Below are 14,065 nucleotides of genomic sequence, written 5' to 3' on the forward strand. Positions count from 1 at the left end.
GATGCGCGGGACTGCGCACCGTCACGGCAACCGGCGCCGAGTATTCATCTCACCTGCACCTACGGACAAACAGCTGGTCAGGAAGGTCGCCGAAGATCGAGCATGTGAGAGCACAAGACTCCCCCGAGTTCGACCGTCCTTCCACCTTCCCGGCGCTCGATCCGGCACAGCCGCCGCGGCTGCCCCCGCCGCCGCTTGATCTCGAACTGCCGATGGGGCCGCGGACACGGGCCTACAGGTTCTTCGAACGACTGCCCGCGATCATCAGCTTCACGGCCGTCGGCCTCGTCTTCGTCCTCCCCTTCATCGACGCGCGCTGGGCAGCGATCTACGTGCTCACGATCGTCGGCCTCACCTTCGTCCGAGCCATCCGCGGAGCCGTCGACGTCGCACGTGGATTCGCTCGCTACCGCCGCAGCGCTCGGGTCGATTGGAACGCCCGCCTCGTCGATCTCGAACGGGCGATGGACGGACTGCCCGCGCTGCCGTATCCGCGCGCCGGATTCCGAGCCGAGGACCACGCCGCCGTCGTGGACCGCATCCGGGAGGACCCCACCTCGGTGATGCGTCCCTCCGAGCTGCTCCACGCCGTCGTCATCGCCGCCTACAACGAGCCGTACCCGGTCATCGCCGACACCATCCGCACGCTGCTGCACACCTCGACCTCGCCGCGGCGGCTCCTCATCTTCTTCGCCTACGAGGAACGCGGCGGCCCGGTCATGGCTGAGACTGCTCGCCGCCTCGCCGCCGAATACGGTCACCGATTCGGTGCCTTCGTCCTCGGCGAGCACCCGGCCGGCGTGCCCGGCGAGATTGCGGGCAAGGGCGCGAACATCACGCACGCCGGGCACCGCCTGGCAGCCTGGGTGAGGAAGGAGGGGATCGATCCCGAGAACGTGATCGTCACCAGCCTCGACTGCGACAATGTCCCGCACGAGTCATACTTCGACGCCGTCGCCTACGAATATGCGATCGCGGCCGACCGGGCACGGCTGTCGTTCCAGCCGATCAGTCTCTACATCACGAACATCTGGGATGTGCCTGCTCCGGCTCGAGTCGTCGCGAGCGCGAACTGCTTCTGGAACCTCACCACCACGGTCCGTCGCCTGGCACTGCGCAACTTCGCCTCGCACTCGCAGCCGCTGACGGCGCTGACCGAGATGGGGTTCTGGTCGACTCGGACCATCGTCGAGGATGGGCATCAGTACTGGCGCAGCTGGTTCCATTTCGACGGGGACTACCGGGTTGTGCCCATCCATGTGCCGATCTATCAGGACGCAGTGCAGGCTGGAACATTCGCGGCCACGATGGTCGCCCAGTTCAGGCAGCTCAGCCGGTGGTCCTATGGAGCCAGCGATGTTCCGTATGTCGGGGTGCGGGTGTTCGCCGGCGATGCGCGATCCCCGTTCTGGCCCGGTGCTCTCCGGTTCCTCTCGCTCCTCGAAGGCCACATCAGTCTCGCGTCGATCTCGATCATCATCGCCGTCGGCGGGTGGATTCCCTTCGCAGTGGCCAGTCAGACCGGTCAAGTCACCGAATTCCTCGAGCGGATGCCGATGGTCGTCGGTCTCGTCCAGCAGGTCGGCATGATCGGACTCATCGTCTCAATCGTCATCTTCAACTCCCTGCTGCCGCCGCGTCCGGTGCACGTGCCCAGGGGGCGGAGGCTGACGATGTGGCTGCAGTGGCTGCTCTATCCGCTCACCCTGCTCGTCTTCAATTCCTCGACGGCGCTGTATTCGCAGTGGTGCCTGCTGACCGGACGGTATCGGGAGCGCTTCGACGTCACCGAGAAGGCCTCCGGAGTGCCGGTCCGCAAGGCTGCGTGAGGCTCGCCCGGGATCGGCGAACGTGACGCTCGCTCGGGGTCAGCGAACGGTGAGGCTCACACGGCGTCGTCGAAGACCGAGCGCAGCCCCGGAGTGACGTGGTCGACGAGTTCGTCGAGTTCGAGATCGGCCAGCGGGTGGATCTGCAGGATGTAGCGGGCGAAGGCCGTGCCGAAAAGTTGGCTCATCGCCACCTGCAGGCGCGCGAACTGCTCCGACGTCGAGTTCTCTGCCACCGTGGCGAAGATGTGCGTCTCAAGCGCCTCGCGCATCACGGTCGCGGCCGTCGGACTCTCGGTGGCGGCACGGGCGAGGGCCCGCAGCCGGGAACCGATCGAGGGATCTTCCCAGGCCCCGAAATAGGTGCGGGCCAGCGTCTCCGCCCTGTCGGGACCCGCCTCGGCGAGTGCCGCACGGATCTTGGCGGGCAGGTGATCGAGGTGACCGAGCGATTCGGCCAGCAGTCCCTCCTTCGTGCCGAAGAAGTGTGTGACGAGTGAGGGGTCGACCCCGGCCGCCGAGGCGATCGCGCGGATGCTCGTCTTCCCGTATCCATCCGTGGCGAACCGGTCGAGGGCGGCCTCGAGGATGAGGTAACGCGAGTTCGAGCTGCCCGTCGGGCGCCCCGGTCGACGACGACTGCCGGGCGTGCCCGTGCTGCTGGCCATGGTCCTCCTCCAACTGTTCCTGTAGCCGGCCCGTGATTTCGCGGCGCCCCCCGAACGATTTCTTCCGCCTGACTCTAGCGCCGGAATCATTAATTAGGTTACTGTGGAATTACTCTCCCGGCAACGGAGAGGACTCGCTCTCACTAAAGATTCTGTGCAGGAGGGCGCCAGTCGAGAAGGAGTGGGACATGGAAGCCCCCGAAGAATTCGATGCCATCATCGTCGGCGGCGGACCGGCCGGGGTGGTCACCGGGCTGCTGCTCGCTCGCGGCGGCGTCAAGGTAGCGGTGCTGGAGAAGCATGAGGACTTCTTCCGCGATTTCCGCGGCGATACGGTGCACCCGTCGACGTTGCGGCTCCTCGACGAGTTGGGCCTCTATCACCGGTTCGCCCGGATCACGCATCGCCGGGTGAGCAATATCAGCCTCGCCGATCGGGACGGGCAGAACTTCATCCTCGGTGATCTCTCCAGGCTCAACGCCCCGCACCCCTTCATGAGCATCGCCCCGCAGTGGGACTTCCTCAACCTGCTCGCCGAGGCGGGGGAGGGTGAGCCCGGATTCGACCTCCGCATGGGCGTCGAGATGACCTCCCTGATCTGGGCCGACGGTCGAGTCGTCGGGGTCAGGGCACAGGGTTCGGGAGGGGTTCCGGAGTTGGAGGGTGCCCCGAGCCCGGACGAAGCTCAGAACCCAACCGGCGAGATGGAGCTGCGGGCCCCGCTCGTGATCGCCGCCGATGGACGATGGTCGAAGGCCCGGAAGGAGGCGCGCCTGACGGTTCGAGAACTCCATTCCGGGATCGACGTGTGGTGGTTCCGGATCGACACCGAGGCGCAGCTGCCCGATTCCGTGGCTCCGCGGTCCAATGGCTCGGGCGTGTTCGTTGCGATTCCCCGGGACGGCCACGTCCAGATGGCCAGGCTCATCCCGAAGGGCGAAGACACGCGACTCCGGGCAGAGGGCATCGAAACACTCCGCCGCGGGGTCGCCTCGACCTTCCCGGACCTCGCCGAGGATGTCGGTGGGATCGAGATGGACGATGTGAAGCTCCTCGATGTCCGCCGCAGTGAGGCGCCGAGGTGGTTCGTCGACGGTCTGCTGTGCATCGGCGATGCGGTGCATGCGATGAGTCCGCTCGGCGGGGTGGGTGTCAATCTTGCGGTCCAGGACGGTGTCGCCGCTGCCCGTCTGCTGGCCGGGCCGCTGCGTGTCGGCGATGTCTCGAGTCGTGACTTGCGGCGGCTTCAGCGTCGGCGCTTCCTGACCACGAAGGCCGTCGAGCTGCTGCAGGGAGGCATCCACCGGATGGTCGAACCCGTGGTTCACAGCGGCGGTGACATCCGGCCGCCTGCGGCCCTGGAGTGGCTGCTCAAGACGTTCCCCGCTCTGACGGTGGTGCCCGGCCGCATCCTCGGCATGGGCGTGACACCCGAACACGCCCCGGGCTTCGCCCGCAGATCGGACGGCGGCCGCGGGGCCGCCTTCGTCGACAACTCGAACTCCGATGGCAAAGCCGATTGTCCCGTCGCAGCGCACACCGCTCCCCAGGAGCAACGATGACCGCGAGCCTCACTCTTAGAACACCACGCGGTGACGACGAAGCAGAACTGAGGCGCATCCACGAGCAGATGCGCCTCGAAGGCTTCACGTTCCTCCTCGCCGAGGGGTCCTGGGGCGAGGTTCTCGCCACGATCGAACGCGAGGCCCGTGGCATCGACCTCGATCCTGGGCGGGTGCGTGCCGAATTCCTCGTCGCCGAGGCAGACGGTGTTCCCGTGGGACGGGTATCCATCCGCTATGCCCTCAATGACTTCCTCCTCAATGAGGGCGGCCATATCGGCTATGGCGTCGCACCCGAATTCCGTCGCCGAGGTTTCGCCACACAGATTCTTCGCCGGTCCGTGACGCGGCTCGCTGCTGCCGGAGTCGAGCGGATCCTCGTCACCTGCGCCGATGCGAATACGACCTCGGCGAGAGTCATAGAACGTTGCGGTGGGCAGCTCGAGAATCTCCGCACTGCCCACGACGGGACACTCACTCGGCGCTACTGGATCGACGCGAGATGAACGCGAGAGTCCGGACTTCCGGTTTCCCTCATCCGGGGCCGACGGTCAGCACCACTGTGCCGCCGGATCGGACTGCGTAGAGTCGAAGACATGAAAACACTCTTCGATTCCATTCGCAGCATCGGCTTCCGTCGCGGACCCGACCGGATCCTCGGCGGCCTCGCCGGAGGCCTCGCCGAGGTCACCGGCATCAACGTGTGGCTGATGAGACTCCTCGTCCTCGCCTCGTTCCTGCTTCCGGTCCTCGGCGTCGGCGCCTATCTCGTCGCCTGGATCCTCACCCCGTGGCAGGACGGCTCCATCCCACTCCAGCAGGTCTTCGGCGGCCGCCTCGAGCGGTAGTCGGGAAAGCTGGTTCGTCGAATTCAGGCGTCGCGGCTCAGCGCATAGAACGTCGTAGCGCCGATCTCGTACTCGGCGAATCGTTCCCAGCCGAGGTGGTCGTGGACGGCGAGCGAACGTTCGTTGCTCGACTCGATGAAGGCCACCCCGCGAGGGTAGGTGCCGCGAGCGAGTTCGAAGATGCCGTTCGTCAGTGCGGAGAGGACCCCGCGTCCGCGGTAGGCTGAGGAGACGACGATGGGTCCGTACATGAAGTAGGCATTCAGGCCGAACCGCTCCCGAGCAACCCGATTGAGTTCTCCTGCCGGTCCCGTGCCGGCCGCGCCCGGCGGTGAACTCAGCGCAATTCCTGCACGATGGCCATCCACCTCGGCGAGAGCGAAGCCCGGCCCGGTCGACGAAAAATCCCGCAGCCGATCCTCATCCCACTGACCTTGGACGAATCCGTTCTGCGCACGTTCCCGTTCGGTCAGCCTCTCTCCCCGGTTGTCGTCGATGAGTTCGAGGATCCAGGGGAAGTCGCTGTCGTCGGCGCTGCGAACCGTCGTCATGGGAATCTCCTCGGTTCTCGACTACCGGACCGGTCGTGCCCGACGATAGACCTTGATCGGCGCGGAGTCGATCGACGGTGCGTCGAGGATCGACCAGATGAGCACGACGAGCACAATGGGGAAGAATTCGATGGCCAGATAGCGGCCCATCCCTCTCCAGAAGCCGACGCGGCGCCCCATGTCCTTCTGCAGGGAGACGACTCCGGTCAGGGCCTGGCCAGGAGCGACCGTGCAGCCGTAGAGGGCTCCGAAGAGGAGAAGCGCGAAGGGATAGCCGATGAGCGCTGCTGCCGTGGCAGCGTCGATGGAGATGACGCCGGCCCCTTCGAGCGAGAGTGTCGTGACGGCGATGAGTGCTGTGAGAACCACGACGAAGACGGCGTCAAGGATCCTCGCCCACCACCGCCGACCTGTCGATGCCGAGTGCAGCAGCTCGCCGTTTCGCAGTGTTCCGTTTGCGTGGTCGATCATTCCGGCGGCGACTCGTACGTGATGATGCGAGCTGATCAGAGACCCCTCTTCAAACTCAACCGACAACGGTGCGAATCATCGGGCAGTGAATCTCTTCGGTCCCTGTCCTCGCATCGGCTGACGCCGCAATAAAACGGTGGGCCCCGTGGGGATCGAACCCACGACCCGCGGATTAAAAGTCCGCTGCTCTACCAACTGAGCTAGAGGCCCCGCCCCGGCACAATCGCGCACAGTGCTTGCGAGAAGTTGCCGGAGACTCACTCATATTAGAGGTTCGCGACCTCTTTACTCAAACCGGGTGCCGGTGTCCCGCGACGTCTTCAAGCCCCGCGGGGCACCCGCTGTCTCACTTCTCCGGTTCGGTGTGATCCTCGCCGGTATGCGTGCGCGGCAGAGCGTCCGGTGCGGGCAGGTCTTCCTCGGCCGCCTCGTCGATGACGGACGATTCGATCGCCTTGTTCTTCTTGATCTTCCCGCGCAGGGCGGCGATGTTCTTCAGCCCGGAGAGCAGCCTGCGATCCTTCTTCGGGGCAACGTACTCCGGGTCGGTCTCGATGGGGAAGACGGTCGGTGCGGCGCCGAAGGCCTCCTTCGACTCATTGGCGACCTTGCGCGCCATCTGCGCGTTGACCACACCGCCGATGACCGCACCGATGCCGAAGGGCAGCAGCCTGCCGACGAGTGAACCGCCGGCGCGGGCGGCGAACTTGCGGATGAAGGTCTTGCGCAGCTTGCGCACCAGCAGGTCGACGAGCGGAGCAGGAAGCTGCTTCGTCACGGTCGAACCCCAGTTGCCGAACATCGACTCGGTGCCACCGGACTGCTTGCTGAACTTCTGGACGAGATTCTTGCCGTCCTTGCCCAGCATCAGTCCGAGCACCAGAGCGTTGGCTCTCTTGGCATCGGCAACTGGGAGTCCGTGGATCTCCGAGATGGCCTGGGCGAACAGTGCCGTGCCCTCGAGGAATCCGGCCGTCTCCGCAGTCGCGACGCCGAGTGCCGCGGTCGTGCCGAGACCGGGAACCGCCGCCGTCGCACCGACCGCTGCGCCACCCGAGGTGGTCAGGGTCAGATAGTGCCGACGGATGATCTTGATGAGCTCTTCCGGAGTCGCGTCCGGGTGCCTGCGGCGCAGGGAGCGGACATAGGCCAGGGCAACGGGCCGCTGCACCGACAGCAGTCTCGACAGCATCGACTGGGCGCGGGGATTGAGGGAGCCATCGTCATTGACCGCAAGTTTCGCGGCCTTGTCGAGGCCCTTCTTCGCCACTGATGATCGTGCCACGGGAGTTCCTCCTCGTATTGGTCATTCGTCGTCTGCGGGTTACAGACACGAAACAATCACCAGTTTAGTAGTGGCCACTGAGAGTCCGACGGACAAACCCTGACCGCCAGGCGACAACCGGTTCCGAGCGCAGAGGAACTGCAGACGGCGGAGTCGAAAGAGACTAGACTTCCGAGACGATGACACAGCGACCCTTCCACCGCCCGATACCCCTGGCCGATCTCGACGCGGTCGGTGCCGCCGACGACCCCGTGGCCCGTTCGGAAACCTCGCACGCCACGGCCGCCCTGCTGCTCGGCGACCCGCGCGGACAGCGCGATGAGGCCGCGACGAGGCGGTTCATCGATCTCGCCGACGACATCGGCTTCGAGGTCATCGCCGAGATGTGGTCCGCCGCCCCGCCGGTCTCCGCCCCGGGCGCGCTGTGGCGCCTCTACGCCCTGCGCGAGTGGATCAGCACCTCGCCCGGCGAAGTTGCTGAGATGTTCGCCACCGGCCAACGCCGGGTCACCGAGGGCATCGGACTCGACGAGATCCTCGCCGGTGTGGAGCTTCCCGCTGGACCCGACGAGGTGGCCCGAGCCATCGATGAGATCCTCGCCGGAGCCTTCCGCGGGGACGTCGTCATCGCCCTGCTGCGCGCCGCCGCATTCGTCGGCATCTGCGCCGAAGGCACCGACAGCCAGGACACGCGCTCGCGCCTGCTCCAGCTGTCGAAGGACCTCGGCGACGCCGCGGTCTCGCACCGGCGCGGCGGGCTCACCTGACGGGACTCACCTGACCGGGCTCACCTGACCGGGCGCCACCTCGGCGCGACTTGGGCGCGACTTCGGCACCTGAGTCATCCCACCTCGGCCTATTCCCACCCGGCCCGCAAGCCGGTGTGAGATTTTCAACGGTCCCGAGCCCCGCCTCGGCGGTGGACTCACGAGCGTGAGCGAGTATCGTAGTGCGTGGCCTTCGGGCCACCGGACGCTGGATCGTCGAAGCCCCGGGCTCCAAATTCAGCCGCTTCGAGCGGCCTATCGCCGAGAGGCGCTCTCACGGTTCAGCGTTCGGCACAATACAATTGAAGCGACATGCACATTCGTCCGGCGCGACCGGGCCTCGGGCAGGAGGAGCGCATGCGGCTCAAGCGAGTACCGCAGGACACTGTCTTCTACGATCGTCTCTCGGATCTCGTCGGACAGATGCGCCAGTGCAACCTCGTGCTCGCCGAACTCTCCGGGATCGAAGTCAGCGAACGACGGCATGTCGCCGACCGTCTCCGCGAGATCGGGGATCAGGCCGATGAGGACATGGGAGCCGTGCTTCGCGCACTGCGCGAGAACTACATCACCCCCTTCGACCGCAACGACCTCTACCTGCTCGGTCATCACATGCGCGACATCTGCCACCGCCTCCACGGGGCCGGATTCGTTCTCGCCTCGGAAGCTTTCGACCAACTGCCCTCGGGTGTCCTCGAGACCCTCGCGGTCCTGTCGAACCAGACCGACCACACCTCCCGGATGATCACCCGACTGCCCGGCAAACTCGATCAATGGGACTACGTCGACTCGATCAACCGGCTGACCTACCAAGTCGAGACTCTGCAGTGGCGGATGTCCGATGCGGTTCCCAACGCCAAGCGCGGACTGACGTATATGGCCGCGGTCTCCCAGCTCGGCCAGGCCTTCGTCCGCGCCGCGCACGGGTTCACCGAGCTCGGCAAGGTCGTCGCGTCCATCGCGATCAAGGAGTCGTAGTCCGTGGAGCTGCTGCTGGCGGGCGTCATCGTGGCCGCGGTGATGTTCGCCGGTTCGAACGGCTTCCATGACGCGGCGCTGACGATCGGCAACGCCGTCGTCGGGCGCGCGATGAATCCGCGCTGGGCACTCGGTCTGGCCGTCGTCTTCAACTTCATCGGCGCGCTGCTCGGGGAGGGCATCGCCTTCGTCGTGGCCAACCAGATCGTGCATTTCTCCGGGGAGCCCGAGGTGGTGCTGACCTCGCTGATCATCGCCTTCGCCTCGGCGACGATCTGGAGTCTCTTCACCTACTACCTGGCATTGCCGGTGTCCTCGACGCACTGTCTCATCGGCGGCCTGCTCGGGGCCGGGATCGTGCTCGGATTCACGATCGACTCCCACGAGGCGATGGACTCGGTGGTGTGGCCGCTCGTGCTCTCGCCGATCCTCGGATTCGTGCTCTCGTGGGCACTGACTCTGCTGCTGTCGAAGATCTTCGCCTCGACCCCGCCGAAGCCGCTGTTTCGTGGAGCACGGATGGTCGACTCCGTGCTCACCGCCTCGCTGTCACTGGTCCACGGCGTCCAGGACGCACAGAAGATCGCGGCCCTGGTGATGGTCGGGCTCCTCGCCGTCGAGACGAGCCCGCACACGGAGCTGTCCGTGCTCGAGATCTCCTGGCCGGTGCGCCTGCTCATCGCCGCAGCCCTCGCGGCCGGCACGGGGCTGAGCGGGTGGCGAGTCGTGCGGACGCTGTCGGTGCGCATGGCCAAGCTCGATCCGGTCAAATCCGCGACCGCCGATGCGACCGCCTCGGTGCTCATGTACACCGCGGCGATCATCATGCGGGTGCCCGTGTCGCTGACCTTCGTCCTCGGCCCGGCGATCCTCGGGACACAGTATGCCGGACGCAAAGGCCACGCCCGGGCGCGGTTCTTCGTCCCCGTCTTCGGAGTCTGGCTGCTGACCATCCCGGCCGCCGCACTGCTGGCGATCGGCATCGGTGCGGTGGTCAAACTCGGGCTCGGGTAGGGGCCGGGCCGCAACCACCGATCCCCGCCGGACCGGTCGAGTCGGCGGGGATCAGTGTGGCTTGACCACCTCGGCGAGGTTCACCCGAGGCTTCGGCAGGGCCGATCCGGACCGCGCCGGACCACCGCGGCGAGGCTCAGGCCCTGACCTTGCGGCCGAACACGAAACCGGTGGTGATCATTGCGACCGCCAGGACGAAGTGGAGCCAGTTGTCGGCGGTGTTGAGGGGGACGAAGTTGCCCATCGACTCCATCGGGACGACGAGGCCGTAGATCCACAGCACCGCATAGACGATGCCGCCGATGACGAGGTAGGCCTTCGCGAGGCCGCGTGATCTCAGGCCCACGAGCCCGACGATGCCGAAGAGCAGGTGGACGACATTGTGGAGCACCGAGACCTGGAAGATGCCCAGCAGGGCAGCCTCGGAATGATGTCCGGCGAACACAATCGTGTCGAAGTTCTGCGTGATGCCCGGAACGAATCCCAGGACGCCCACCAGCAGGAAGACGGCGCCGAAGATGCCAGAGACGACCTGGACGGTGGTTCGGCCCGAACGCGTCGGCGAGACCGAAGCTGCGAGCGGCGAAGTCATGACGATCCTTTCGACATATTCTGCTCGTTCAATCTGTGATCCGGAGCCGACGTCGATTCGGATGGGCGCGGCGGCTTCACCGGCCCTAATGGCTTCACGGGTGTCGGCGGCATGACGCCCCCGGGAAAGAGGGGCAGACAGAAACTGTTCGGCCACTCCACAGCAGATTTGGCGTCATATCTGCTGTGGAGTGGCCGAACAATCGAGCTTCGCAGGTCGTGCGAGTCGTGCGGCGCAGGTGCGTGCCGCCGCGGCGCGGGCGGCTCAGCCGCAGCTCGCGGCCAACTGTGCCGCAGCGACCCCCGCCGCCGCCCTCAGATCATCCGAAGCGGCCGGAGATGTAGTTCTCGGTCTCTTCCTTGTCCGGGTTGGAGAAGATCGCCGAGGTCTCGTTGAACTCGATGAGCTTGCCGGGCTTGCCGGTGCCGGCGATGTTGAAGAACGCGGTCTTGTCGGACACGCGAGCGGCCTGTTGCATGTTGTGCGTGACGATGACGACCGTGTACTTGTCCTTGAGGTCGTTGATGAGATCCTCGATGGCCAGGGTCGAGATCGGGTCGAGCGCGGAGCAGGGCTCGTCCATGAGCAGGACCTCGGGTTCGACGGCGATCGCGCGGGCGATGCACAGACGCTGCTGCTGACCGCCCGAGAGACCGGAGCCCGGCAGGTTGAGGCGGTCCTTGACCTCGTTCCAGAGGTTCGCGCCGCGCAGGGCGCGCTCGGTGAGCTCGTCGGCCTCGGACTTCGACAGGCGCTTGTTGTTCAGGCGCACTCCGGCGAGCACGTTCTCCTTGATGCTCATGGTGGGGAACGGGTTCGCACGCTGGAAGACCATGCCGACCTCGCGGCGGACGTTGACCGGGTCGACGCCGGCGCCGTAGATGTCGTTGCCGTCCATGAGGACCTCACCGGAGACGCTGGCGCCCGGGATGACCTCGTGCATGCGGTTGAGCGTGCGCAGCACGGTGGATTTGCCGCAGCCCGAGGGGCCGATGAAGGCGGTCACGGAGCGGGGCTTGATCTGCATCTGCACGCCGTCGACGGCGCGGAAGTCACCGTAGAAGATGTCGAGATCTTTGATGTCGATCTGTTTGGACATTGTGTTTCCCTATCGTCAGGACCGTGAGGTCAGTATTGCAGAAGTCTGGAGTGCGCCGAGGTGGCCCTCGCCGGTCGTGCGGACCTGGCCTTCGCCGCTCGTGCGGACCGCGCGGACCGTGCGGTCCCGGTGTGCCCGGCCCATCAGCGCCCGGCCTTCGGTGCCAGCACCTTGGCGATGATCCGGGCCAGCAGGTTGAGCAGCATGACCAGGGCGACGAGCACGAGGGCGGCTGCCCAGGCGCGCTCGGAGCTGGCGAGTGCAGCGGAGCCGGGGGAGACCGGGCGCAGCTGCGAATCGTAGATGAAGGTCGGCAGCGTCGACATCCATCCGGAGAAGAGGTTCCAGTTGAGTGCCTTGGCGAACCCGGCGGTGACCATGATGGGGGCGGTCTCGCCGATCACGCGGGCGATGGCGATGGTGACGCCGGAGAGGATTCCCGACACCGAGGTGGGCAGGACGATCTTGACGATCGTCTTCCATTTCGGCACGCCCAGAGCGTAGGAGGCCTCGCGCAGATCCATCGGCACCAGGCGGAGGATCTCCTCCGTGTTGCGCACGACGATCGGGATCATCAGCACCGACAGGGCGACCGCGGCCGTGAAGCCGGTCTTGGCGATGCCCGCCGAACCCGGCATGAGCACGTTGGCCAGGGTCGAGAACAGTGCGAAGGCGAAGAGACCGGCAACGATCGAGGGGATGCCGGTCATCACGTCGACGAGGAAGGTGATGGCCTTGCCCAGACGGTTCTTCTGCGCGTATTCGACGAGATAGATCGCCGTGAGCACACCGATGGGGATCGAGATGATGCAGGCGGCCAGGGTGATGAGCACTGTGCCGACGATCGCGTGGTAGAAGCCGCCGGCCAGGGAGGCCTCACCGGCGACGTACTGCTGATCGAGCACGCCCTTCATGCCGAGCATCGTCCGGGAGAGGAGGTCGCCGCTGATCGCCGCGCCGCCCTTGGAGATGGTCAGCCACAGCAGAGATACGAGGGGAACGCAGGCGAGGATGAACGTCGAGGTGACGAGGGTCGTGGCGACACGGTCGGTGGCCTTCCGGCGTCCTTCGTAGGAGGCGGAGAGGACGAAGACCGCGACCAGGTTGATGAGGCCCGCCAGCACCGCCACCACGGGGATGTTGAACCCGCCGAAGGCGATGAAGCTGATGAGGATCGCCACGAGGATCGAGGCGACGGCGACGATCCAGGGGGTGGCCTTGGGAAGCTGCTTCGAGGTCAGCTTCCGGGACTTCGTGATTGTGTTGTTCGAAGAGGTCAACATGATCAACTGCCCTTCACGGAAGTCTTGGCGACGATGGCGCGGGCACCCATGTTCACCAGCAGAGTGATGACGAAGAGGACGAGGCCGACGGTGATGAGCTCGGAGAGGCGCAGTCCGGCCGCCTCAGGGAAGTTCTGGGCGATCTCCGAGGCGATCGTCTGGTTGCCGCTGACGACGAGCGAGGCGGTGAGCAGACCGGGGGAGAGGATCATGGCCACGGCCATGGTCTCACCGAGGGCGCGTCCGAGGCCGAGCATGGTCGCGGATACGATGCCCGACTTGCCGAAGGGCAGCACGGCCATCCGGATCATCTCCCAGCGCGTGGCGCCGAGCGCAAGCGCCGCCTCTTCCTGCAGGCGCGGGGTCTGCAGGAAGATCTCCCGGGTCAGGGAGGTGATGATCGGCAGGATCATGATCGAGAGCACGAGGGAGGCCGTGAGCAGGGTGCGGCCTGTCTGCGAGACCGATCCGTCCTCGGCGGGAGCGAAGATCGGGATCCAACCGAACCACTTCGACAGCCACAGGTAGAAGCTGGTGAGGTTGCCGGCCAGCGCGATGCCCCACAGGCCGTAGACGACCGAGGGGATGGCCGCCAGCAGGTCGATGACGTAGCCGAGGACCGGAGCCAACTTCCGCGGTGCCATGTGCGTGGTGAACAGCGCGATGCCGAGGGCGAAGGGCGTGGCCACGACCAGGGCGATGGCCGCCGAGATGAGCGTGCCGACGACCAGAGGCCAGACGTAGGAGAGGAAGCCGTTGCCGCCGGTGATCGACGAGGGATCCGAGATCTGCGCCTGGATCGTGTCCTTGGACTGAGCCAACAGGAACAGGGCGACGCCTGCCAGGATGAGCAGGATCAGGATGCCGGCGATGAGAGTCGCGGCGGAGAAGATCCTGTCGCCGGGGCGGACGACGGCCTTCGGTTTCGGTCCGTTCGCCGGGCCGGACTTCTGTCCGTTCTCCGGCTCGGAGGGCCCGGCTGGGCCGGACTCTGTGGTTTGCGTGCTGGTCGGCACAAGTGCTCCTCGTGAAACTTGTGGTGGATCCTGTCCTCGGATCCCTAGGCGCCCAAAAGCGGCGCAGTGGGTGCTGCGCCGCTCCTCAGCTGATCATTTCTC

Annotated in this window: 15 protein-coding genes and 1 tRNA gene; 7 read left to right on the plus strand and 9 right to left on the minus strand. The window is 66.0% G+C overall.

All coding sequences use genetic code 11. From position 1 onward, the window contains the following. Nucleotides 1-104: 104 nt before the first annotated feature. Nucleotides 105-1,829, plus strand: a complete 1,725-nt coding sequence (locus ACH82I_RS14010) for a hypothetical protein (RefSeq protein ID WP_413333472.1) — start codon at nucleotides 105-107, stop codon at nucleotides 1,827-1,829. Nucleotides 1,830-1,885: 56 nt separating this feature from the next. On the opposite strand, the gene ACH82I_RS14015 is transcribed toward ACH82I_RS14010, so the two are convergent. Then, nucleotides 1,886-2,497 (minus strand): TetR/AcrR family transcriptional regulator, encoded by a 612-nt coding sequence (locus ACH82I_RS14015; RefSeq protein ID WP_413333474.1) that lies wholly within the window; start codon nucleotides 2,495-2,497, stop codon nucleotides 1,886-1,888. A 188-nt stretch (nucleotides 2,498-2,685) separates the two neighbouring features. Between ACH82I_RS14015 and ACH82I_RS14020 the strand changes: the two genes are divergently transcribed. The 3 genes from ACH82I_RS14020 to ACH82I_RS14030 all read left to right on the plus strand — a co-directional run bounded on the left by ACH82I_RS14020 (nucleotide 2,686) and on the right by ACH82I_RS14030 (nucleotide 4,907). Then, the gene (locus ACH82I_RS14020) at nucleotides 2,686-4,059 is read left to right on the plus strand and encodes an FAD-dependent oxidoreductase (protein ID WP_413333476.1); all 1,374 of its coding nucleotides are present in this window, start codon (nucleotides 2,686-2,688) and stop codon (nucleotides 4,057-4,059) included. Then, a complete protein-coding gene (locus ACH82I_RS14025; protein WP_413333478.1) occupies nucleotides 4,056-4,565 on the plus strand; it encodes a GNAT family N-acetyltransferase in 510 nt (169 codons plus the stop codon). Before ACH82I_RS14020 ends, ACH82I_RS14025 begins: the two co-directional genes overlap by 4 nt. Before the next feature lie 90 nt (nucleotides 4,566-4,655). Next, nucleotides 4,656-4,907: a PspC domain-containing protein gene (locus tag ACH82I_RS14030; protein WP_230744468.1), complete on the plus strand. Its 252-nt coding sequence runs from the start codon at nucleotides 4,656-4,658 to the stop codon at nucleotides 4,905-4,907. A 23-nt stretch (nucleotides 4,908-4,930) separates the two neighbouring features. Here ACH82I_RS14030 and ACH82I_RS14035 read toward each other — a convergent pair whose 3' ends face one another. The 4 genes from ACH82I_RS14035 to ACH82I_RS14050 form a co-directional block, all read right to left on the minus strand. Then, entirely contained in the window at nucleotides 4,931-5,458 is a 528-nt protein-coding gene (locus ACH82I_RS14035; RefSeq protein WP_413333481.1) for a GNAT family N-acetyltransferase, read from the minus strand. A 21-nt stretch (nucleotides 5,459-5,479) separates the two neighbouring features. Next, complete coding sequence (locus ACH82I_RS14040; RefSeq protein WP_413333483.1) at nucleotides 5,480-5,929, minus strand: RDD family protein; 450 nt, start codon at nucleotides 5,927-5,929, stop codon at nucleotides 5,480-5,482. 137 nt (nucleotides 5,930-6,066) lie between these two features. Then, nucleotides 6,067-6,139 (minus strand) — tRNA-Lys (locus ACH82I_RS14045). Nucleotides 6,140-6,275: 136 nt separating this feature from the next. Beyond that, nucleotides 6,276-7,214, minus strand: a complete 939-nt coding sequence (locus tag ACH82I_RS14050) for a hypothetical protein (protein ID WP_413333485.1) — start codon at nucleotides 7,212-7,214, stop codon at nucleotides 6,276-6,278. A 179-nt stretch (nucleotides 7,215-7,393) separates the two neighbouring features. Here ACH82I_RS14050 and ACH82I_RS14055 point away from each other — a divergent pair, with 179 nt between their 5' ends. The 3 genes from ACH82I_RS14055 (at nucleotide 7,394) to ACH82I_RS14065 (ending at nucleotide 9,973) form a co-directional block, all read left to right on the plus strand. Further along, the gene (locus tag ACH82I_RS14055) at nucleotides 7,394-7,981 is read left to right on the plus strand and encodes a hypothetical protein (protein ID WP_413333487.1); all 588 of its coding nucleotides are present in this window, start codon (nucleotides 7,394-7,396) and stop codon (nucleotides 7,979-7,981) included. Nucleotides 7,982-8,293: 312 nt separating this feature from the next. Then, nucleotides 8,294-8,959: a DUF47 domain-containing protein gene (locus tag ACH82I_RS14060; protein WP_230744473.1), complete on the plus strand. Its 666-nt coding sequence runs from the start codon at nucleotides 8,294-8,296 to the stop codon at nucleotides 8,957-8,959. 3 nt (nucleotides 8,960-8,962) lie between these two features. Continuing rightward, a complete protein-coding gene (locus tag ACH82I_RS14065) occupies nucleotides 8,963-9,973 on the plus strand; it encodes an inorganic phosphate transporter (protein ID WP_413333489.1) in 1,011 nt (336 codons plus the stop codon). A gap of 136 nt (nucleotides 9,974-10,109) precedes the next feature. Here ACH82I_RS14065 and ACH82I_RS14070 read toward each other — a convergent pair whose 3' ends face one another. From ACH82I_RS14070 to pstC, 4 genes are all read right to left on the minus strand, one after another. After that, nucleotides 10,110-10,565, minus strand: a complete 456-nt coding sequence (locus ACH82I_RS14070) for a DUF4383 domain-containing protein (protein WP_413333491.1) — start codon at nucleotides 10,563-10,565, stop codon at nucleotides 10,110-10,112. 319 nt (nucleotides 10,566-10,884) lie between these two features. Then, a complete protein-coding gene (gene pstB, locus ACH82I_RS14075; RefSeq protein ID WP_230744476.1) occupies nucleotides 10,885-11,664 on the minus strand; it encodes a phosphate ABC transporter ATP-binding protein PstB in 780 nt (259 codons plus the stop codon). Between the two features lie 143 nt (nucleotides 11,665-11,807). Beyond that, nucleotides 11,808-12,947, minus strand: coding sequence for a phosphate ABC transporter permease PstA (gene pstA / locus ACH82I_RS14080; RefSeq protein WP_230744477.1), 1,140 nt, complete (start codon nucleotides 12,945-12,947; stop codon nucleotides 11,808-11,810). Between the two features lie 2 nt (nucleotides 12,948-12,949). Further along, the gene (gene pstC, locus ACH82I_RS14085; RefSeq protein WP_413336768.1) at nucleotides 12,950-13,840 is read right to left on the minus strand and encodes a phosphate ABC transporter permease subunit PstC; all 891 of its coding nucleotides are present in this window, start codon (nucleotides 13,838-13,840) and stop codon (nucleotides 12,950-12,952) included. Nucleotides 13,841-14,065 lie beyond the last annotated feature (225 nt).

Source organism: Brevibacterium sp. GP-SGM9 (genome assembly GCF_047300845.1).
Taxonomy (GTDB): Bacteria; Actinomycetota; Actinomycetes; order Actinomycetales; family Brevibacteriaceae; genus Brevibacterium.